The sequence below is a fragment of the Nonomuraea sp. NPDC050680 genome (assembly GCF_040654555.1).
Lineage (GTDB): Bacteria > Actinomycetota > Actinomycetes > Streptosporangiales > Streptosporangiaceae > Nonomuraea.
On the sequence record NZ_JBFAIF010000003.1, the window covers coordinates 772,749 to 793,347 of the forward strand.

Here is a 20,599-nt window from a genome sequence, read left to right on the forward strand (position 1 = left end):
ATATTGATATTTCACAGTATCAAGCTCGGTCCTTAACCTCGGTGGCATGACCTGCTACCTCTACTCCGCCGTCCGGACTCCCTTCGGCCGGTTCAACGGCGCCCTGTCAGGCGTACGGCCGGACGATCTGTCGGCGCGCGTCATCACCGGGCTCCTGGACCGGGTGCCGGAGCTCGACCCGGCCGCGATCGACGAGGTCGTCTGGGGCAACGCCAACGGCGCGGGCGAGGACAACCGCAACGTCGGCCGGATGGCCGCCCTGCTCGCCGGGCTGCCGACCAGCGTGCCGGGCACCACCGTCAACCGACTGTGCGGCTCCAGCCTCGACGCGGCGATGATCGGCTCCCGCGCGATCGAGACCGGCGACGCCGACATCGTCCTGGCCGGCGGAGTCGAGTCGATGACCCGCGCGCCGTGGGTGCTGCCCAAGCCGTCCAGAGGCTTCCCGCCCGGTGACCTCACCGCGGTCTCGACGACGCTCGGCTGGCGGCTGGTGAACCCCCGCATGCCCAAGGAGTGGACCGTCTCGCTCGGTGAGGCCAACGAGCGACTTGGCGAGAAGTACGCCGTCACGCGGGAGCGGCAGGACGCCTTCGCCCTGCGATCCCACCGGCTGGCCACGGCCGCCTGGGCCGAGGGCTTCTACGACCACCTGGTCGTCCCCACAGACGGGCTGGCCCGCGACGAGGGCGTCCGCTCCGACTCCTCGCTCGACCAACTCGCCGCCCTCAAGCCGAGCTTCCGCCCCGACGGCACCATCACCGCGGGCAACGCCTCGCCGCTCAGCGACGGCGCCTCCGCCCTCCTGCTCGGCTCGCGCGCCGCCGCGGATCGGATCGGCGTCGAACCGCTCGCCCGCATCGCGGGACGTGGCGCGTCCGCGCTCGATCCGCAGGAGTTCGGGTACGCCCCCGTCGAGGCCGCCGAACGTGCCCTCGCCCGCGCCGGAATCGGCTGGGACCAGGTCGGCGCGGTCGAACTCAACGAGGCCTTCGCCGTCCAGTCGCTCGTGTGCGTCGACGCCTGGGGCATCGACCCGGAGATCGTCAACGCCAGAGGCGGCGCGATCGCGATCGGTCACCCGCTCGGGGCCAGCGGCGGCCGCATCCTGGGCACACTCGCCGGGGTACTGCGCGAGCGCCGCGAGCGGTGGGGCGTCGCCGCGATCTGCATCGGCGTCGGCCAGGGCCTGGCCATAGTGCTGGAGAACCTGGAGAGCCTGGAGAACGCGGCGGTGACGGCGTGAGCCGCGCGCTGATCCTGGAGAGCCTCGACGAGGCCGTCAGCGGCATCGAGGACGGCAGCACGATCCTCGTCGGCGGCTTCGGCATGGCCGGAATGCCGCTCGACCTCATCGACGCGCTGATCCGGCAGGGCGCCAAGGACCTCACCGTCGTGTCCAACAACGCCGGCAACGGCGAAGTGGGGCTGGCCGCGCTGCTCCAAGCCGGCCGCGTGCGGAAGGTGATCTGCTCCTTCCCGCGGCAGACCGACTCGTACGTCTTCGACGGCCTCTACCGCGCCGGGAAGATCGAGCTTGAGGTCGTGCCCCAGGGCAACCTCGCCGAGCGGATACGCGCCGCGGGCGCGGGCATCGGCGCGTTCTACTGCCCGACCGGCGCGGGCACCTCGCTGGCCCAGGGCAAGGAGACCCGGACCATCGACGGGCGCCTCCACGTCCTGGAGTATCCGATCAAGGGCGATGTCGCGCTGATCAGCGCCCATCGCGCCGACACGATGGGCAATCTCGTCTACCGCAAGACCGCCCGCAACTTCGGCCCCGTCATGGCCACCGCCGCCGCGACCACGATCGCTCAGGTACGCGAGATCGTCCCCGCCGGAGGCATCGATCCCGAGAGCGTCGTCACCCCCGGCATCTATGTCCACCGAATCGTCCAGGAAGCGTGCTGATCATGCCCCTGTCCACCGACGAACTCGCCGCGATCGTCGCCCGCGACATCCCGGCCGGCTCCTACGTCAACCTCGGCATCGGACAGCCCACCAAGGTCGCCGACCATCTTCCCCGCGACTCCGGGGTCGTCCTGCACACCGAGAACGGCATGCTCAACATGGGTCCTGCGGCGTCCGGCGATCAGATCGACCCGGAGCTCATCAACGCCGGCAAGGTCCCGGTGACCGAACTCCCCGGCGCCTCCTACTTCCACCACGCCGACTCCTTCGCCATGATGCGCGGCGGCCACCTCGACGTGTGCGTGCTCGGCGCGTTCCAGGTCTCGGTCACCGGTGACCTGGCCAACTGGCACACCGGCAAGCCCGGCGACATCCCCGCCGTCGGCGGCGCGATGGACCTGGCGATCGGCGCCAAGCAGGTCTTCGTGATGATGACGCTCTTCGACAAGCAGGGCCGGTCGAAGCTGGTACCCACCTGCACCTATCCGCTGACGGGCATCGGCTGCGTCAGCCGCGTCTACACCGACGTCGCCGTCATCGACGTCGGCCCGGGCGGGGCGACGGTGCGAGAGACCTTCGGGATCACGGCCGACGAGCTCCGCGACCGGCTGGCCGTCTGAGCTTCCCGTCGAGAGATTCCATGATCACCCCTGCCCTGAGAGCGTCAGGTCGTGCCGAGGGCCTTGCGCAGGACCTGGATGGCCTGCTCGACGGCGCCCGTGGTGGCGGCGGTCTGCCGGAGCGGGTTGAGCATCATGAAGTCGTGCAGGATGCCGTTGTAGCGCAGGCTCGTCGTACGCACCCCGGCCGCCACGAGCTTGCGCGCGTACGCCTCGCCCTCGTCCCGCAGCACGTCGTTCTCGTCCACGATCACGAACGCCTCGGGCAACCCGGTGAGCTCCTCCAGGCTCGCCCGCAGCGGCGAGGCGGTGATCTCCGCGCGCCTGTCGTGGTCCGGCAGGTACGCGTCCCAGAACCAGGCCATGGCCTGGGCGGTCAGGAAGGGCCCGTTGGCGAACTCCCGGTAGCTGCCGGTGTCCTGGGCGGCGTCTGTGACCGGGTAGTACAGCGACTGGTGGACGAAGGTCACGTCGCCGCGCTGCTTGGCCAGAATGGCCAGGGCGGCCGTCATGTTGCCGCCGACGGAGTCGCCCGCGACCGCGAGGCGTGAGGAGTCGAGCCCCTCCGAGGCCCCGTCCCGGGTGATCCAGCGGGCCGTGGCGTACGCCTGTTCGATCGCCACCGGGTAGCGCGCCTCCGGCGAGCGCTCGTACTCGACGAAGACCACGGCGGCCTTCGCCCCGACGGCCAGCTCGCGGACGAGCCGGTCGTGCGTGCCGGCGTTGCCGAGGATCCAGCCGCCGCCGTGGACGTACAGGACGACGGGCAGCGAGCCGGTGGCGCCCGGGGGCTTGACGATGCGGACCCGCACGTCCCCGGCCTCGGCCGGCACGGTGATCCACTTCTCCTCGACGTCGAGCTTGTCGATCGGGGCGGCCTGGATGTCGTCCAGGACCTTCCGGGCGCCCTCGGGACCCAGTTCGTACAGGAACGGGGGCTTCGAGGTCGCGTCCGCGATCTCCTGCGCCGCCGGCTCCAAGATGTGCTCAGTCATGAGACGTCCCCCTGGTCGTCATGGATGCTCGAGCCCCCCGGGCTGACGTACCCGCAATCTGGAGGACGAACGCACGGTCATCGTGACCTCGCCGAAGAGGGAATCCCCGACAGTGTCACGAGCCGGCTCCCCATGTCCGGTGGAACGGCGCCCTGGCCGTTGCCTTGCAGGGCGCTGACCATGCGCCGTCTCGCCCAGCGGCTCCAGGCACCGAGCGTCTGAGCCCGAGACTGCTTGACGTTTGTCCCCCGTGCGAGCTACCCGCGAGTGTCCACTGCGCGGTGACGATTCCAGGCCGTCGAATCCCTAACGTTCTCGACGTAGCCGCGGCGCCCCGGTCGCGGAAGCTCGTGCAATCTCGAAGAGGAGTCGTCATGCGACTGTTGAAGCAGCTCGTGGCCGTCGCGGTGGTCGCCTTCGTCGGCGGCCTGGGCGCGGGGGCGGTGCAGGGCAACACGTTTCTCACCCTGGTCATCGGTGTCGCGACAGCCGTGCTCGCGGTGTACGTGTACGCCCGGGTGGTGCGGTGGTCCGAACGCCGCGAGCCGGTGGAGGTGGCCGCGAAAGGCGCCGCCACCGCCGTCGGCCGAGGGATGCTGATCGGTATCGGGCTGTTCTCGGCCGTCATCGCGAACATCGCCTTCATGGGCGGCTACCGGGTCGACGGCGGCGGCTCGGTGGCGGGTGCGGTCGCGCTGGTCGGCTTCATGGCCGCCGCCGCCGTTACGGAGGAGCTGCTCTTTCGCGGCATCCTGTTCCGGATCGTCGAGGAACGTACCGGCACATGGATGGCGCTGGTGCTGTCGGGCCTGGTGTTCGGCATGTTGCACCTGTTCAACCCGCATGCCAGCCTGTGGGGCGCGATCGCCGTCGCGATCGAGGGTGGTGGCATGCTCGCCGCGGCGTACGTCGCCACCCGCACCCTGTGGGTGCCGATCGGCCTGCACTTCGGCTGGAACTTCGCCGCGGCCGGCATCTTCAGCACCGAGGTCTCCGGCAACGGCGCGACGGAAGGGCTGCTGCACGGGGTGACGTCAGGCCCGGCCCTGCTCACCGGTGGCGACTTCGGGCCGGAGGGAAGCCCGTACTCGATCGTCTTCTGCGTACTGATGACGATCGTGTTCCTGTGGCTGGCCCGCCGTCGCGGCAACCTGGTCCCTCTCCGGCGCGGCGCCCGGCCCGGCATGACCGCTACGCTCTCCCAGTGATCGGTCTCCATCGGGTCCCGGATCTGTGGCGGCGGTGTGACGTCACGATCCGGGATTCTCCGTTCGCGCTGCTGTTGGCCGTCACGTCGTTCCTGCCGGCGTTCCAGGGCACCGGGACGCAGGTCGGCGACCTGCCGGCCCGTCCCTTCGACGTGCTGGCCGTCGTGGCGGTCGCCCTCCAGTGCCTTCCGCTCGCCGTGCGCCGGCGCTGGCCGGCCGTCTGTCTCGTCCTGGTGTCGCTCGGCTTCGCACTCGACCAACTGCGCGGGTACCACACGGTGGCGGGCACCGGGCTGCCCATCGCGCTCATCAGCGCGGGCGCCCATCTGGAGCGTCACCGGCGGATCACGGCGGTTCTCCTCTCGGTGGCGTACGTGCCGCTGGCGGTCGCGCTCGACCGGCCCGGCGGGACCGAGAGGCCGGAAGGATTCGTACTGTTCTATCTGGCGCTGGTGCTCGCTTGGGGCATCGGGGCTTGGCTGCGCTCCACCCGGGCCGCCGAGGCCGAGCTCCGCCGCCACGTCGCCGAGGCCACTCGCGCCGCCGAGCGCACCCGCATCGCCCGCGAGCTCCACGACGTCGTGACTCACCACGTGACGGCGATGGTGGTGCAGGCTGAGGCGGCACGCTACCTGACCGCCGTACCCGATCGCCTCGACGCGACCCTGAGCGCCGTCACCGACACCGGCCGGCGGGCCATCGCCGACCTGCGGCATCTGCTCGACCTGCTCAACCCCGGCCACGACACCGACGTCAGGACGCCGTCCGTCGGCGAACTGCACGCGCTCGTGGAGCAGACGCGCCAGGCGGGGCAGCCGGTGGAGTTCACCGAGGAGGGCCGGCCGGCGGAGTCGGCCGGCAGCGCCGAGTTCGTGACCTACAGGGTCGTGCAGGAGGCTCTGACGAACGCCCTCAAGTACGCCCACGGCAGCCGCACCGTGGTCCGCGTGCGCTATGGCCAGAAGGAGATCAGCGTGGAGGTCAGCAACGATGGTTCCGGCTCGCGGAGCCGCTCTCCTGGTGGGAGCGGGCGGGGTCTCGCCGGGCTCCGCGAGCGGGTCGACGCTCTGGGCGGCGAGTTCAGCGCGGACCGGCGCGCGGGCGGCGGCTTCGTCGTACGGGCCCGCGTCCCCGCGGGGAGCCCGTCGTGAGCGCGCCGGTCCGGGTACTGATCTGCGATGACCAAGCGCTGATCCGCACCGGGTTCGCGACGATCATCGGTGCGCAGCCCGACCTCGAGGTGGTGGGGGAGTGCGGGGACGGTCGCGCCGCGGTCGACCTCGCCCGCCGGCTGAACCCGGACATGGTGGTGATGGATGTACGGATGCCGGTGCTCGACGGGATCGAGGCGACCCGCCTGCTGGCCGGTGCCGGGGTGGCGGATCCCATCAAGGTGCTCGTGGTGACGACGTTCAACCTGGACGAGTACGTGTACGAGGCGCTGCGGGCGGGCGCGAGCGGGTTCCTGCTCAAGGACGCTCCACCGGCGCAGCTGCTGAATGGCATCCGCACGGTCGCGTCGGGCGCCGCGCTGCTGGCCCCCGAGGTGACGCGGCGGCTCGTCGGCAGGTACGCGTCGAGGATCCGGCCCGCCGAGGACACCCCGGACGGCATCGCGCTGACCCCGCGCGAACTGGAGGTCCTGCGCCTCATCGCCGACGGCCTGTCCAACAGCGAGATCGCCGCGACCTTGGTGATCAGCCAGGAAACCGTCAAGACGTACGTGTCGCGCATCCTCACCAAGCTCGACCTGCGTGACCGCGTGCAGGCCGTGGTCTACGCCTACCGCAGGGGCTTGGTGACCTGAGTCGCACATCACGCATGCCGTCGCCCGGTGATGAACGAACATAAACATTTGTGTATTTCGTTTGACGAAAAGGTTGGCGAATATGAACAGATGATTTCCTTGGGCAGTCATGTGGCGCTTACCTGCGGGTTTTAAATAAAGGCCGATGTGATTATCAACGCGGCCGAAACTCCCTATATGGTGGGGTCTCGCACGCTCGAGCGGGCCGATGGCCTGCCGCGAAATCTGATAATTGATATGTCGGGGAGATGTTGGTGAGCGGCGATAACCTCCGCGAGGAACAGGCGATTCGCCGGACCACCGACCACCTGGTGCAGGTCTTCGCCGGCACCCATTCCGCCGAGCACGTCGAGAGTGTGATGCAGGCGGCTTATCGCCGCTTCGACGGCCTTCCCGTCCGTGACTTCGTCCCCGTCATGGTCGAACGCATCGCTCGCGGTGAGCTGACGGCACGGCTGGAGGCGCCCGCGCCCACGGCGCCCGCGCCCACGGAGGCCGCGCCCACGGAGACCGCGCCCACGGAGGCCGCGCCCACGGAGACCGCGCCCACGGAGACCGTGCCCACGGAGACCGTGCCTGCCAAGGCCGTGGCCGCCGAGGCTGCGGCGCTTTCAGACAAGCCCGCCGACGTTCGGCCTGAGACCACCACAGCCGCGCTGACGGCGAGAATGCCCAGCCGCAAGGTGCTGCTCCCGATCGGTCTGGCCGCCGCGGTCGTCGTGGTCGCCGCCGTGGTGGTCGTGAACCTCGGGAGGGAGGAGACTCCGCCCCCGTCCCCGCCGCTCGCGGTCGTGCGTGGCGTGATCGGCTCCGAGAAGAAGGCGTTCTTCGAGGATCCACAGGTGGTGCGGGCCTTCGCCGACAAGGGCGTGAAGGTCGAGGTCGAATCGGCCGGCTCCCGCCAGATCGCCACCTCGATGGACCTCGGCCGCTTCGACTTCGCGTTCCCGTCGAGTGCGCCGGCGGGTGAGTACATCCAGCGCAAGCGCAAGGTCAGTACGAAGTACACGCCGTTCTCCTCGCCCATGGCGATCGCGACGTTCCAGCCGATCGCTGACCTGCTCACCAAGGCGGGCGTGGTGAAGCAGGCCCCCGTTGCGACCTTCGACATCGGCCGCTACCTCGAACTGGTCACCACGGACACGAAGTGGGACCAGCTCTCGGGCAACTCCGACTACCGCGTCGACAAGAACATCCTGATCTCCACGACCGACCCTCGCACATCGAACTCCGCCGCCATGTACCTGGCGATCACCAGCTATGTCGCGAACGGCAGCAAGGTCGTGCACGGCGCCACCGCGGAGAAGAACGTGCTGCCCCTGGTGACTCAGCTCTTCACCAGCCAGGGTTACACCGACAACACCTCCGAGGGTCCGTTCAACGAATATCTCACGGTGGGCATGGGCCCGTCGCCGATGGTCTGGATCTATGAGGCGCAGTTCGTCGACGCCGCCACGCGAGGGCAGATCAAGCCGGGGATGGTGCTGATGTACCCATCGCCGACGGTGCTGTCCAAGCACACGCTGGTGCCGCTCAACGGCTCCGGCGACCGCGTCGGACGCCTGCTCAGCACCGACCCGCGGCTGCAGCGGCTCGCCGCCGAGCACGGGTTCCGCTCGGCCGACGCCGCCGACTTCGCCAAGGTCGCCGCGGATCACCAGGTACGCGTCCCGACCGACCTCATCGACGTGGTGGACATCCCCTCCTACGACACCCTTGAGCACCTGCTCGACAGCGTCGGCAAATCGTACGGCTAGCCGGTCAAGGACGCTGTGTGGACCAGGCGCTCCACAGCGTCAGCAGCCCGAATGAAGCGATCATGGCAGCCGAGTTCCGTGCCATGCCCGCACCAGCGGCTTGGTGTGTTCGGGCCGGCCTTGGCCGAGCTCTCAGGGGCCGAGGCCGATCTGGATCAGGTCGGTCATGCCTCGGCCCACCAGTTCCGCGGCCATTCGCCCTTCCTGGTGACCTTCGGCTGGGGCTGGGCGGGCGGCGTCGCCCACTGGACCGCGTTGGCCAGCACGCGCCTGATCTCGGGCTGGAAGTAGATCGGGGACTCCTCGTGGCCGGAGGCCAAGAAGAAGATCCGGCCCTTGCCCCGCTGCCACGCGCAGCCGCTGCGCAGCACCTCGCCGCCCTCGTAGGAGCTGATGAAGACGAGCTCGTCCGGCTCGGGGATGTCCATGGGCTCGCCGTACATCTCGCCCTTGGGGATGACGACCGGGTTGGGGACGCCGCGGACGATGTCGTGGCCGGGCAGGATCGTCCAGAGCAGCTCACTGTCGTCGTGCCGCCAGCTGGCGATCTTGCAGGAGGTGCCCAGCAGGGCCCGGGCGACCTTCGACTCGATGGCGGAGTGCAGGATGAGCAGGCCCATGCCGTCGAGCACCCGCCGCCTGACCCGCTCGACGACCTCGTCGCTGACCTCGTCGTGCTTGAGGTGGCCCCACCAGAGCAGGACGTCGGTGCCGTCCAGTACGGCCTGGGTCAGGCCGTGCTCGGGCTCCTCCTGGAGCGCGACGCGTACATGTGCCTCGGGGCTGAGATGTTCGGCCAGCGCCTGCCCGAGCACGACGTGCAGCCCGTCGGGATACACCGACGAGACGCTGGGATACGTCCGCTCCTCATAGAACTCGTTCCACACGGTCACGTTCATTCGCTCGCGCACCCATCCGATGTTTCTGTGAGCCTGCCTCTATTTATGCAAGGATTCTGCATATTAAAATGGGGTGACCCTAGCCACAATGCATCGCGGGCTTCCGTGGGCGCACGCGTACGAACGACTGCTGGACCTGGCGCCGGGGCGCGGTACGGACCAGGAGGACGCGATCCAGGCCGTCTTCGAGGCGGCCAAGGCGGGCGACGCGGCCGCCCAGGCGGGCATCGACGGGTTCGCCGACCTGCTGGTGGCGGGTTTGGCACCGGTCATGGTGACGATCGACCCCGAACTGGTGATCATCGGGGGCGGCATCTCGGCCGGCGGCGAGGCCATCCGCGAGCCGGTACGCGTCCGCGTCGAACGCGAGACGGACTTCCCGCCCAAGGTGGTCTGCTCGGTGCTGGGCGAGCATTCCTCCGCGATCGGCGCCGTGCGCTGCGCGCTCGATGTCGCGGAGGAACGTCTCTTCGCCGAGCTCAAGCCGGGTCCGGGAACGCCGGCTCAGCAGGGGGCAGGGATCGCGCTCAGCAGGGGGTGAAGTAGTACTTCGCCTGGCCGTCCATCGTCCCCCACTGGCCGGGAGGCTGAGAGCATCCGGACCAGCGCTGTCCGACGACCTGGTCCCCCACGAAGTAGCTGACGACGAGGAGGAGGTCGCCCCCCGGCGGGGGAGGGGGAATCGCCTGGGCCGGGGTGGAGCCGAGGGCGAGGGCGCTGAAAGCCAGCGCCATCACTAAAACGCCACGCTTCATTTTCATGCAGGTTCCTCCAGATCAGCCGATTTTCGGGCCAGAGCGAACGCGAAGCTATTTGCCGGAAATGACATCACGATATCCGCTGTCGATCAAGGTGTCGGCGGAGTCGTTTCTTCGTCGCCATTTTCGGTGGCTCGATGAAAGTTTCACCATTTTTGGCGTGTTTCCCCAGCTCAGGCGCATCTCGGCTTGACCGGCCGCCGCTCTGCGAGGACGGTCGTGTCGAACCTTCTGAGTTGGGAGTCCGATGAGTCACCCCCGTCGCCGGTTGCTCGCCATTCTGCTCTCCGCTTTCCTGGTCGCGCTGTGCGCCTTGGCGCCCTTGACGGAACAGTCCGCCAGCGCGGTCAGCGACCCGCCCGGCCCGGTGACGGGCAACGCCACCTACTTCGACGGGCTCGGCATGCCGTACGGTGGCTGCGGCCTGCCCCAGGCGAACCTCGACTCACCGGACTTCGTCGCGCTCAACGTCTACAACACGCCCGGCGACTACTCCTTCTACCCCCGGCCGCTGACCGGGGCCAACCTCAGCAAGGCCGGGCTGTGGAACAACGGCCTGAACTGCGGCCGCTACATGCAGGTAGAGATCGGCGATTACTGCACGGGCACCAACGACGGCGCGCAGAACCAGGCGTTCTGCCGCAACGGCTCCTGGGTCTCCGACGCCTACAAGGGCGCGAAGCTGACCATGCTGGTCGCCGACAGTTGCGGCGACTCCAACGCCTGGTGCCGCGACGATCCATACCATCTGGACCTGGCCAAGGACTCGCTCAACCGGTTCGTGAAGAACGACGCCCCGATCGGGGACATGTATCCCGGCCATTGGAACAATCGGCACATCACCTGGTCGTTCATCCCCGCGCCCAACTACAGCGGCGACATCAACATCGGCTTCCTGCAGTCCGCCCAGGTCTGGTGGCCCGCCATCTCCGTCTCGCACCTGGCCAACGGCATTCACGGCGTCGAGTACTTCGCCAACGGCGCGTGGCAGACGGCCCAGATGAACGGCGACATGGGCCAGTCGTACGTCATCGGCGGGACCACCTCGGGCGGCAACCAGTTCCAGATCCGGGTGCGGGACGTCACGGACACGCTGATCAACGGCGGACGCGTGTACAGTTTCGCGCTTCCGTCCACCTGCAACCCGTGCGGCACGCCGTACACCAAGGTCAGCTACACCACCTCAACCGGCTCGACCTCCACCCCCACCCCGACGGTGACCCCCACCCCCACCCCCACCGTCACCCCCACGCCAACGGGCGGCACCGGCGTCTCCTGCGGCGTGGACTACCAGGTCCCCAACGCCTGGCAGGGCGGCTTCACGACCAACGTCACCGTGCGGAACACCGGGACCACGGCCTGGAACAACTGGACGGTCACGTGGACCATGCCGTCCGGCGTGACCCTGACCAGCGCCTGGAGCTCCACCATCACGCCGTCGGGCACCACCTGGACGATCAAGGCCCCGAACTGGGCCACCAGCCTGGCACCGGGCGCGTCGGCCACCTTCGGCTTCCAGGCCAACGGCCCATCCACCCCCGGCCCGACCAACATCACCTGCTCCTAGGCCGGCCTATGTCCGTAAGGCGCTACCTGCGGAGCCTGGCCTTGGCGGCCGCGGAGACCACCGCGTTCTTCTCGGCGGTGGTCATCAGTCCGGCTCGGATCCAGTCGTCGGCGGTGCGGGTCACCGCCGACACGAAGCGGACCTGGCTGTCGAAGGGGGCCATGGCCCAGAGTGTGTCCAGGAACGTCGCCGAATCCGCCCGCGCGTAGTTCGGCACACCCGAGTCCACCTTGCCGAAGACGATCTTCGGCTCGACGCGGTGGAAGTAGGCGTGGTAGCGGTCGGTGTCGCCGCTGTAGAAGGGCACCAGCGGGAGGCCGTGTGTGGTGAAGGTCATCGGGGCGGTGGACGTCATGGTCCGCGCGAGGTCGCCGGACAGCGTGAAGTCCTGGTAGAAGGAGAAGTCGCGGAAGGTGGTCTCGTCGCTCTTGGCGACCATCGGCACGGGGCCGTACGCGATGCTCTGGGTGGTCGGGACGTCCAGCGCCTTCTCCACCCGCAGGGAGAACGGCATCGACAGCCCGATCTTGTCGCCGCGCCGCCAGTTCCGGTTGAGCGTCACGTATTCGCCGGGCTTGGCGTTGACCCTCTGGTCGATCCCGTTGACCCGGACCGTGAAACCCCTCTCCACCCAGTAGGGCACGCGTAGCTTCACGGCCAGGCGGCCGGTGCCCTCCACCGTGAGCGTCGTCACCCCCGCCGGGTCGGTCGGATAGTTCGTGGCCTGCCTGATCGTGAAGCCTTTCTCCGGCCAGCGCAGCTCCGAGGCCAGGTAGAGGTTCACGTAGAGCGCGGAGTCGTCCGCCGACCGGAAGTAGATCGAGTCCTGGAACTTGGTGTGGCTCTCCAGCCCGGTGCCGCCGCAGCAGGTGCCGAGGTTGCCGTAACTGCGGGACGCGCCCGGACGCATAGGGATGAAGTAGGTCAGCAGCGGATCCGTGGTGCTGTCGGTGTTCCGGCGCGAGGCGAGGATCTGGCCGTAGAGGGCCCGTTCGTAATACTGCATGTACTTGGGGTTCGCCGTGTGGAAGAACAGGCCCCTGCTCAGCTTCAGCATGTTGTAGACGGGACAGGTCTCGGCGTTGTTGGTGCCCAGGGTGCCGACAATGACGTCGCGTGCGCCGAAGAGCTCGCCGTTGTCGGTCGGTCCGGCCGTGCCGCCGTCGGTGAAGGTGCGATGGGGTACGACCATGTCCCAGAAGTTCACGGCGGCGTCGAAGTAGTGGCGTTCCTGGTCGCGCTCGAAGATGGCCAGGTAGCCGATGAACTGGGGGATGTGCTGGTTGGCGTGCTTCCTGTTCAGCGTGTCCTCGTTGTTGACCGTGGCCGTAAGGAGCGCGGTGTTGTCGAAGCACTTGGCCGTCGTGAGGTGTTCCTCCTTGCCGCCGAGGGAGTAGAGGTCGGCCATCACGGTGTTCATGCCGTTGTACTCGCCCGCGATGTAGATGCTCCACATGCGGTTGAGTTGCTCCCGGGGAAGGGGGCCGAGTCGGCTGTGCACCCAGTCGCCCATCTTCATCACGATGGTGAGCGCCTGCTCGTTGCCCGCGTACTGGTAGGCGTCGAGCAGCCCACGCATGATCATGTGGCAGGTGTAGTAGGGCGCCCAGATGGTGGGATAGGTGGCGTACTGCTCCAGCAGGATGAACTGTGTCTCGGGATAGGCGGCCAGGAAGCCGGGATGGCTCGGTCCGGGCTGCCCGGTGGGCTCGGAGACCAGCCGGGCGTCCTTCCCCTTGCCCGAGGAGTCGCCCGCGCTCTCGCCGCTCTCCTCGTCGAAGCGGTACCACGCGACGTCGCCGCCGCCCAGTCCCCCGTCCGCGCTGGTCGTCAGGGCCGCGATCTCCGCCTTGGTCAGCGCGCGGCCGTAGATCTGGAACTCGTCCACCGAGCCCTTCAGGTACGCGTCGCCGTACTGCGACTTCCCGATCCAGTTGTTCGCGGTCGGGCCGAGGCTGGACGGCTTGAGGGTCATGGCGGTGTTCGTGCCGACCGGCGTGCCGTTCACGTAGAGGGTCCCGGTGCCGCCCGACAGGGTGACCGCCAGGTGTGTCCACTGGCCCGTGGGTAACTGGCCGATTCCGTTGACGCGCTGCTCGCCGCTGCCGCCGCTGGTGGTGATGGCGAATCTCGGCGCGGAGCCCGCGCTCACGGTCAGGAACATGGTGCGGCTCGTACCGGTGCCGAAATCGAAGATCCGCGACCAGGCGGTGATCTCGGCCGGGTTCAGCCACATGGCGATGGTGAAGTCGTCGAGGCCGCTCACGATGTCGGCGGGCAGCGACACGTACTGGGGGCCGTCGAGTTTGGCCGCCTTGCCGAACCTTCCCGTAACCCGGGCGACCGGGTCCGGGGCGGGCGCGGGTTGCCCGATCCTGGCGGCCAGCGCGTCCTGGCACTCGCCGAGCGCCTTGACCATGTAGTCGACCTTGTCCTTGTAGAAGGCGTCGCCGGAGCCCGCATAGGCCAGGGCCAGCGCGCTGAGGAAGTGCCCGCTGTAGTGGCCGCGCAGGTTGCCCGTGGCGTCGTCCCAGCTGCCGGGCGGCTGGGCGCCCAGCGTGTCCAGTCCGGCGTTGGCCCGGAAGTTGGCCAGCATCCGGTCGGCGGGGTAGGCCCTCAGGAAGTTTAGAATCCGGTCACGGTTGACGCTGAACAGGCTCTCGCCCAAGGTGACCTGGCTGTTGGCGAACGGTTTCACGATCCAGGCGCCGGGCACCAGCGGGTCGTGCTGCGGCGGCGGGGCCGGAGCCGTACGGGCCGCCTGGGCGGTGCCGAGCGGGAGCGAGGCGAGCGCGGAGGGGGTGACGGCGGCCAGCACCGCCAACCGGAGGGCCTCTCGCCTGGGCATCATGTTCGCCATCTCACTGTCCTGTCCATGCTCGGGTCCGGCGGATGGTAGCGCTAACATTTCTGGCCGAGCACCCTGGTGTTTGCGTGCTCGGTGGGAGTGTTAACGATCTCGTCGGGCCCGTCAAGGTGCCGGGACGGCACGCTCCCTCTGACAGTCGTTTTGACCCTTTGAGTACTGGGATTGACCTTATTGATCTATTCACTTCGACGAACGATCATCAAGGGCAGTAGCGCTTCCGCACCTCAGGAAGGATCTTCATGATTCGCCGCGCATCGCTGGCCGCCCTGGTCGCCCTCGGCGCCCTCACCGTCATCAGCTCGCCCGCGCACGCCCGCGCCTGCCAGATCGACTACCACTGCGAGACGTACTACTACGCCGACTCCGCCCACACCACGCTGGTGGGGGTCAAGTACGAGAACTGCGTCGGGGATGAGGAGTGGGTGGGCAGGCGCGGGTCGTACCCGGTGTTCAACGAGAACCCCTGCTAGCCAGACCTTTCCAGAACCCGCGGCCGGCCGCTTTCAGCCCAGGTGGAGGCGGTCGCGCTGGGCCGCGTACAGGTCGGTGACCCGAGGGCGGGTGCCGTGGTCGGCGAGCAGGTTCTCCAGGTCTCCGGTGAAGTCGGGGGTCAGCTCGCTGACCGTCCCCGTGGTGCCCTGCACGCCGACGGTCAGGCTGCGCGGCGCGACGTCCGCGATCGTGACCGCGTACGGGCTGCCTCCGGTGATGCGGACGTTCCAGTGCGCGATCCGCGCCCCGAACAGCGGGCCCGAGGCCGCGGAGCCGCCGACCCGGCCATTGTTGACCAGGGTGATGTTGGTCCGCGCGTTCTCGAACGGCAGCGCCCGATGCGAGTCGAACGTGCCCTCCGCCATCGTGCCCCTCCGCCAGACGTTCCCGGACGACAGTCCCTCCAGGTTGAGGCCGTGGTGGACGGCTCCCGCGGGGACGGGCACGGTGAACGCCTCGATCTCGAAGTCGTCCACGAGGTTGTCGTGCGACTGCATCCGGCAGGCGAAGCTGTGATGCGCGGAACGGCCGCCGACCGTGACGCGGGTCAGGGTGTTGGACTTGGCGGTGGTGAAGCCGAAGCCGAGGTCGCAGTTCTCCACGCGTACATCCCTGGCCCAGCAGTCGTGCACGGCCTGGAAGCACACGCCGTTCGAGCCGGGGTGCTTGTTGTGGGCGGTCATCGGGACCACGTCGTTGCGGATCGTCAGGTCCTCGACGCCGCTGTCATGCACGGTGGGGCCGAGGGCGCGCAGCCGGGCGGGCCAGCCGGGGCGCAGATCGTACCTGATCGGCTGGGCCAGTCTGACGAGGCGAGTGCCCAGAACGGCCTCGATCCGCACCGGCCACTGGAGGAGTGCGTACTGAATGTACTGACCGCCCGATCCGGTGACGAGCTGAGGCGCGCGGCTCGGCCAGTCGTACGACCGAGTGCCCGGAATGTCGCCTGCCAGGTGCATCAGCAATGTCGCGTCCGGCGGGTTGTCGCATTCGAGCACGACCAGGTCGCCCGCGCGGAGCTTGCTCGTGTCGGACACCAGCAGGGTCCGCTGGCCGCGCGAGGCCGCGCCGACCTCGGCGAGCGTGTCGCCGAGCAGCCAGCCCTCGGTGCCCGCGTAGTCCTCGGACTCGGAGCGGGCGCGCCGCTCGGCCGCGATGAACCAGATCTGGCCGCCGGTCCACGACCAGCGGCTGTTGCCGTTGGACTGCCTGGCCGGCCGGTAGCCGTCGTCCAGCGTGCGGGTGAAGCGCAGGATGGTGGAGTCGCGCCCGGCGCCGCGCAGGACCACGTTCGACCAGTGCATGAACACCGGCGACGAGAGAAGGTAGGTCCCGCCCGGCACCAGCACCGCGCCGCCGCCCCGTTCACCGGCGGCGCGGACGGCCGCGTTGAAGGCGGCGGCGCAGTCGGTCGTCCCGTCCGCGCGGGCACCGAAGTCGGTCACCTTCGCCACCACCCGGGGGCGCGGTGGGCGGGCCCCGAGCCGGTAGCCGGCCCGCGCGATGTCGGGCACCAGCGGGTGCCCGCCTTCCGCCGCCGCCCACTCCTCCAGCAGCGCCGCCGACGTGTCGCCCTGGCGGGCTCGGCTCTCCGCCTGGGCGGCGGACAGGGGGAGCGCGGGTACGGCGGCGACGCCGCCGATCAACGCACGTCGGCTCAGCGTGAAAGGCTCAGGCACACATCGGAGGATTGCATCGTCAATGATGGCGGTCAAGACCATATGGCCATTGGAGCGCGGCAATCCATCGGATGACTTAGTGGTCAGGAGGTGGTCATGAGGGTCAGGCTTTCGTCCTCCACGGAGGTCGCGATGTCGCGGGTGATGCGGTATCGGGCCAGGTCGGGGCCGTCGCCGTGGGTGATCTCCTGAGCCACGAGGCGGCCGAGTTCGGGTGCGAGGTTGACGCCGCTGTGGGTGACCAGGTGATAGAGGCCGGGGGCGTCGGGGTGCGTGCCCGCCAGCGGCAGACCGTCCGTCGGCACCGGCCGGACGCCGAGACGGACGCCGGCCAGGCTGGCGGTGCGCAGCGCGGGAAGGATGCGCTGGCCGGCGGCGTGCAGCCGTTCCGCCAGGGCGTCGTCGCTCTGGCCGGGCAGGAGCGCGTCGACGGGCCAGGAGATGGAGCAGATCCGGTCTCCGGGGGCGGGGCGCAGGTCCACCTGCGGCGTGGCCAGGATCGCGCCGAGCCGGAGACCGGGGATGGGAGTGCTCTCTCCCACCAGGCCGGGGATCCGGGTCATGGGGAGGTCGGTGCCGGCGAGCGCCGCGATGCGGTCGGCGTCCGGGCCGGTGCAGTTGACCACCCAGTCGGCCTCCCAGCGTCGTGTACCGGTCTCGACGCCGGTGACGGTGTCGCCGCTGCGGATCAGCGCCTCTGCCCGCAGGCCGTACCTGATGTCGGCGCCGAGCGTGGCGGCGCGATCGAGCAGGCGCTGAACGAAGAGCGGGGCGTCGTACCACGCGCTCTGATCGTGGATGACGAGTTCGCTCGCCGTACACGCCGCGGGGTCGACGTCGGGGGCGAGTTCGCGCAGCTCGGACGGGTCGGCGATGCGGCAGGGATGCCCCCAGGACTTGAGGCGGACGGCCCGCTCCCTGAGCCCCCGTTGGCTCTCCTCGCTGTCGCCCCACTGGATGGCGGGCATGGGGTGCCGCCATGACGGGCCCCCGAGTTCCTCGGCCAGCGTGGTGTGCAGGGCGGAGCTGGCACGGTTCAGCTCGTAGTAGGTGCGCGGGGTCTTCAGATGGGTGACGTCCATGGAGAAGGTCGCGCTGGAGGTGCCCGCGGCTGGGCCGCCGGCCTCGATGACGACGACCTGGGCCCCTGCGACGGCCAGGTGGTAGGCGACGGAGGCACCGAGCACTCCGGCACCGAGAACGATGACGCGGGACACGTGGATATCTTTCCTTCGGGGTCTTCGGAGCTTCGGAGCCTTCGCGGTCTTCGGGCTCTTCGCGGTCTTCGCGGTTTTCGGGCTCTTCGGGGTCTTCGGGCTCTTCGGGTCAGAGAACCTTGCTGAGGAATGCCCGGGTGCGCTCGTGCCGGGGCTCGCCGAGCACGGCGCCGGGCGGCCCGGATTCGACGACGACCCCGTCGTCCATGAAGACGATGGTGTCGCACACCTCGCGGGCGAATCCCATCTCGTGGGTGACGATGATCATCGTCATGCCGTCCTCTTTCACCAGGTCACGCATGACGTCCAGGACCTCGCCCACGAGCTCGGGGTCGAGGGCCGACGTGGGCTCGTCGAACAGCATGAGACCGGGCCGCATCGCCAGCGCGCGGGCGATGGCGACGCGCTGCTGCTGGCCGCCGGACAGCTGGTCGGGACGGCTGTTCGCCTTGTCGGCCAGTCCCACCCTGGTCAGCAGGGTGTGGGCGCGTTCGCGTACCTCGGCCTTCGGCTCCTTCTTGACCATGATCGGCGCCGTCATGATGTTCTCGAGCGCGGTCATGTGCGGGAAGAGGTTGAAGCGCTGGAAGACCATCCCGATGTCCACCCGCTGGGCGGCGATCGCCTTGTCCGGCAGCTCGTAGACCTTGCCCTCACGCTCCTCGTAGCCGATCAGGCGGTCACGGAAGTAGAGACGGCCGGCGTCGATGCGTTCGAGGTGGTTGATGCAGCGCAGGAAGGTGGACTTGCCGGACCCCGACGGGCCGATCACGGCCAGCACCTCTCCTTCCGCGACCTCCAGATCGATGCCTTTGAGCACGTCGAGCGATCCGTAACGCTTGTGCACGCCTTCCGCGCGGATGAGGGTCTTCATCTGCTGAACTTTCGTTCGATGTAGTGCTGCCCGGCGTTCAGTACGGTCGTGGCCACGAGGTACCAGAAGCACGCCACCGTGAGCAGGGCGACCTGCTGGAAGTTCCTGGAGTAGATGCCCTGGATCGAGGTCAGGAGCTCTGGTACGGCGATGGCGAAGACGAGGGAGGTGGTCTTGAGCATGGAGACCACCTGGTTGCCCGTCGGCGGAATGATGACCCGCATGGCCTGCGGAAGAATGACCTTGCGCAGGGTCTGGAAGCGGGTCAGGCCCAGGGCGTGGGCCGCCTCCGTCTGGCCGGGGTCGACGGAGGTGATGCCGGCCCGGACGATCTCGCCCATGTAGGCCGCCTCGTGCAGGCCGAGGCCCAGCACCGCCGCGGTGAGCTGGGTGATGATCATGTTGGTGTCGAACTCTACGAACGTCGGCCCCCAGGGCACGCCGAGCCCGATCGTCGGCACCACCGCGGACAGGAAGTACCAGAACAACAGCTGCACCAGCAGTGGCACGCCGCGGAAGATCCAGATGTAGAACGCGCTCAGCGCCGACACCACGGGGTTGGGCGACATGCGCAGAACCGCGAGGAGGATGCCGCCCGCCACGCCGACGACCATGGCGAGCACCGTGAGCAGCAGCGTGGTGCCGAGCCCGGCCAGGACGGCGGGGGAGAAGAGGTACTCGCCGACCACCTTCCACTCCATGCGCGGGTTGGCCACCCACCCCTGGAGCAGGAAGATCGCCAGGAAGCCGAGGACGCCCGCGCCCACCCAACGCCCCGGATGACGGAGCGGGACGGCCTGGATCCGCACCTGCGAATCCGGGCCCGCCGTCTGCCGGGTCGTGGTCACGACTCGCCGCCGTTGATCACCGCTTTGTCGAGGGCGCCCGAGGCCATCTCCCACTTGGCGAGGATCTTGGCGTAGGAGCCGTTGTCCATCAGCTTCTGCAGCGCCTGCTGTACGGCCTTGGCCAGGTTCTGGTCCTCCTTGTTGACGAGGATCCCGTACGGCAGGAAGCGGTAGGGCTGACCCACCTGCTTCATCCGGCCACTGGACTGGGCGGCCTGGTAGGTGATGGTGGGGGTGCCGCCGATGAAGGCGTTGGCCCGACCGGTGGAGACGGCCTGCAGACAGCCGGCCGTGTCGGGGAACACCAGCACCTGGACCGCCGGCTTGCCCGCTCCCGTGCACTTCTTGTTCTGCTGCTCGGCGTCGTCGGCCTGGGCGGTGCCCTGCTCGACGGCCGCCGTCTTCCCGCAGAGGTCTTCGAGCGACTTGATCGTCTGAGCGTCCTTCTCCTGGACCAGAAGCGAGCTGCTGGTCTTGAAGTAGTCGACGAAGGTGACCTTCTCGCGGCGCTCCGGCTTGTCGAGCATCGCCTGGACGGCCAGGTCATAGCGCCGGGCCTGCACGCCGGCGATGAGGCTGTCGAAGCTGGCCTGGTTGAAGGTGACTTCGACGCCGAGCACCTGGCCGATGGCCTTCATCAGCTCGGGTTCGAGGCCGATGACCGACTTGTTGTCGGTGTCGAGATAGACCAGGGGCGGGTAGTTGTGGCCCGCCGCGATGTTGAGCGTGCCACTCTTCTTGATCTTGTCTGGCAGAAGCTGGTGGAGCTCCTGATTCTTCTGCTGCGCTGGCGCGGCCGCCTGGGACGTGCCGCCTCCAGAGCAAGCTGTCAGGGACAGGAGTCCCACCAGGCCGAATGCGGCGGCTGTTCGGGTGAACCGCATGGAGCAGGACACCCCCTCTCAGGCGTAGTACGACGTTCCGTAAACACCAATATTGGGGGTCCGTTTGGAAACGACAAGGTGAGCGAGCATGCGCATTGGTGCACAGGCTGTTCAGTCGTGCTTATCCTTTTACCCGGCCCGACCAGCGAGCCGACCCAGGCGGCCGATCGCTCCGCCTCTTGTCGGCCCGAGATCTGGTGATGCTAGTCGCCGG

Annotated in this window: 19 protein-coding genes; 10 read left to right on the forward strand and 9 right to left on the reverse strand. The window is 68.7% G+C overall.

Translation table 11 applies throughout. The features are described 5' to 3' along the window. Window positions 1-46 precede the first annotated feature (46 nt). Genes AB0H88_RS14775 through AB0H88_RS14785 form a run of 3 tightly spaced genes read left to right on the forward strand, consistent with a single transcriptional unit; the run spans window position 47 to window position 2,531 of the window. On the forward strand, window positions 47-1,246 hold the full coding sequence (locus AB0H88_RS14775; RefSeq protein ID WP_357644426.1) for a thiolase family protein: 1,200 nt from the start codon (window positions 47-49) through the stop codon (window positions 1,244-1,246). Continuing rightward, on the forward strand, window positions 1,243-1,911 hold the full coding sequence (locus tag AB0H88_RS14780; protein WP_357644428.1) for a 3-oxoacid CoA-transferase subunit A: 669 nt from the start codon (window positions 1,243-1,245) through the stop codon (window positions 1,909-1,911). Before AB0H88_RS14775 ends, AB0H88_RS14780 begins: the two co-directional genes overlap by 4 nt. Before the next feature lie 2 nt (window positions 1,912-1,913). Next, complete coding sequence (locus AB0H88_RS14785) at window positions 1,914-2,531, forward strand: 3-oxoacid CoA-transferase subunit B (protein ID WP_357644783.1); 618 nt, start codon at window positions 1,914-1,916, stop codon at window positions 2,529-2,531. A gap of 44 nt (window positions 2,532-2,575) precedes the next feature. On the opposite strand, the gene AB0H88_RS14790 is transcribed toward AB0H88_RS14785, so the two are convergent. Next, on the reverse strand, window positions 2,576-3,526 hold the full coding sequence (locus AB0H88_RS14790) for an alpha/beta hydrolase (RefSeq protein ID WP_357644430.1): 951 nt from the start codon (window positions 3,524-3,526) through the stop codon (window positions 2,576-2,578). A 374-nt stretch (window positions 3,527-3,900) separates the two neighbouring features. Here AB0H88_RS14790 and AB0H88_RS14795 point away from each other — a divergent pair, with 374 nt between their 5' ends. From AB0H88_RS14795 to AB0H88_RS14810, 4 genes are all read left to right on the forward strand, one after another. After that, window positions 3,901-4,734, forward strand: a complete 834-nt coding sequence (locus AB0H88_RS14795) for a CPBP family intramembrane glutamic endopeptidase (protein ID WP_357644431.1) — start codon at window positions 3,901-3,903, stop codon at window positions 4,732-4,734. Then, the gene (locus AB0H88_RS14800; protein ID WP_357644433.1) at window positions 4,731-5,885 is read left to right on the forward strand and encodes a histidine kinase; all 1,155 of its coding nucleotides are present in this window, start codon (window positions 4,731-4,733) and stop codon (window positions 5,883-5,885) included. The genes AB0H88_RS14795 and AB0H88_RS14800 overlap by 4 nt, the downstream gene beginning before the upstream one ends. Further along, window positions 5,882-6,541 (forward strand): response regulator transcription factor, encoded by a 660-nt coding sequence (locus tag AB0H88_RS14805; protein WP_357644435.1) that lies wholly within the window; start codon window positions 5,882-5,884, stop codon window positions 6,539-6,541. The genes AB0H88_RS14800 and AB0H88_RS14805 overlap by 4 nt, the downstream gene beginning before the upstream one ends. Window positions 6,542-6,795: 254 nt before the next feature. Further along, window positions 6,796-8,298, forward strand: a complete 1,503-nt coding sequence (locus tag AB0H88_RS14810) for a three-helix bundle dimerization domain-containing protein (RefSeq protein ID WP_357644437.1) — start codon at window positions 6,796-6,798, stop codon at window positions 8,296-8,298. A 164-nt stretch (window positions 8,299-8,462) separates the two neighbouring features. Here AB0H88_RS14810 and AB0H88_RS14815 read toward each other — a convergent pair whose 3' ends face one another. Beyond that, window positions 8,463-9,209, reverse strand: a complete 747-nt coding sequence (locus tag AB0H88_RS14815) for a ThuA domain-containing protein (protein WP_357644439.1) — start codon at window positions 9,207-9,209, stop codon at window positions 8,463-8,465. A 76-nt stretch (window positions 9,210-9,285) separates the two neighbouring features. Between AB0H88_RS14815 and AB0H88_RS14820 the strand changes: the two genes are divergently transcribed. Further along, the gene (locus tag AB0H88_RS14820) at window positions 9,286-9,738 is read left to right on the forward strand and encodes an ROK family protein (protein ID WP_357644441.1); all 453 of its coding nucleotides are present in this window, start codon (window positions 9,286-9,288) and stop codon (window positions 9,736-9,738) included. Here AB0H88_RS14820 and AB0H88_RS14825 read toward each other — a convergent pair. Then, window positions 9,725-9,958, reverse strand: a complete 234-nt coding sequence (locus tag AB0H88_RS14825; protein WP_357644443.1) for a hypothetical protein — start codon at window positions 9,956-9,958, stop codon at window positions 9,725-9,727. The genes AB0H88_RS14820 and AB0H88_RS14825 overlap by 14 nt on opposite strands. 244 nt (window positions 9,959-10,202) lie before the next feature. Here AB0H88_RS14825 and AB0H88_RS14830 point away from each other — a divergent pair, with 244 nt between their 5' ends. Further along, a complete protein-coding gene (locus AB0H88_RS14830; RefSeq protein WP_357644445.1) occupies window positions 10,203-11,522 on the forward strand; it encodes a cellulose binding domain-containing protein in 1,320 nt (439 codons plus the stop codon). A gap of 22 nt (window positions 11,523-11,544) precedes the next feature. Here the strand turns inward: AB0H88_RS14830 and AB0H88_RS14835 are convergent, their stop codons facing one another. Continuing rightward, entirely contained in the window at window positions 11,545-14,382 is a 2,838-nt protein-coding gene (locus AB0H88_RS14835; protein WP_357644447.1) for a beta-L-arabinofuranosidase domain-containing protein, read from the reverse strand. A gap of 248 nt (window positions 14,383-14,630) precedes the next feature. On the opposite strand from AB0H88_RS14835, the gene AB0H88_RS14840 reads away from it, so the two are divergent. Continuing rightward, entirely contained in the window at window positions 14,631-14,861 is a 231-nt protein-coding gene (locus AB0H88_RS14840; protein ID WP_357644449.1) for a DUF6289 family protein, read from the forward strand. A 33-nt stretch (window positions 14,862-14,894) separates the two neighbouring features. Here the strand turns inward: AB0H88_RS14840 and AB0H88_RS14845 are convergent, their stop codons facing one another. The 5 genes from AB0H88_RS14845 to AB0H88_RS14865 all read right to left on the reverse strand — a co-directional run bounded on the left by AB0H88_RS14845 (window position 14,895) and on the right by AB0H88_RS14865 (window position 20,385). After that, a complete protein-coding gene (locus tag AB0H88_RS14845) occupies window positions 14,895-16,562 on the reverse strand; it encodes a glycosyl hydrolase family 28-related protein (protein ID WP_357644451.1) in 1,668 nt (555 codons plus the stop codon). 83 nt (window positions 16,563-16,645) lie between these two features. Next, a complete protein-coding gene (locus AB0H88_RS14850) occupies window positions 16,646-17,779 on the reverse strand; it encodes an FAD-binding oxidoreductase (RefSeq protein ID WP_357644453.1) in 1,134 nt (377 codons plus the stop codon). Window positions 17,780-17,888: 109 nt separating this feature from the next. Next, window positions 17,889-18,653, reverse strand: a complete 765-nt coding sequence (locus tag AB0H88_RS14855) for an amino acid ABC transporter ATP-binding protein (RefSeq protein ID WP_357644455.1) — start codon at window positions 18,651-18,653, stop codon at window positions 17,889-17,891. Then, window positions 18,650-19,501: an amino acid ABC transporter permease gene (locus tag AB0H88_RS14860; RefSeq protein WP_357644457.1), complete on the reverse strand. Its 852-nt coding sequence runs from the start codon at window positions 19,499-19,501 to the stop codon at window positions 18,650-18,652. The genes AB0H88_RS14855 and AB0H88_RS14860 overlap by 4 nt, the downstream gene beginning before the upstream one ends. Beyond that, the gene (locus AB0H88_RS14865; RefSeq protein ID WP_357644459.1) at window positions 19,498-20,385 is read right to left on the reverse strand and encodes an ABC transporter substrate-binding protein; all 888 of its coding nucleotides are present in this window, start codon (window positions 20,383-20,385) and stop codon (window positions 19,498-19,500) included. The genes AB0H88_RS14860 and AB0H88_RS14865 overlap by 4 nt, the downstream gene beginning before the upstream one ends. Window positions 20,386-20,599: the final 214 nt, after the last annotated feature.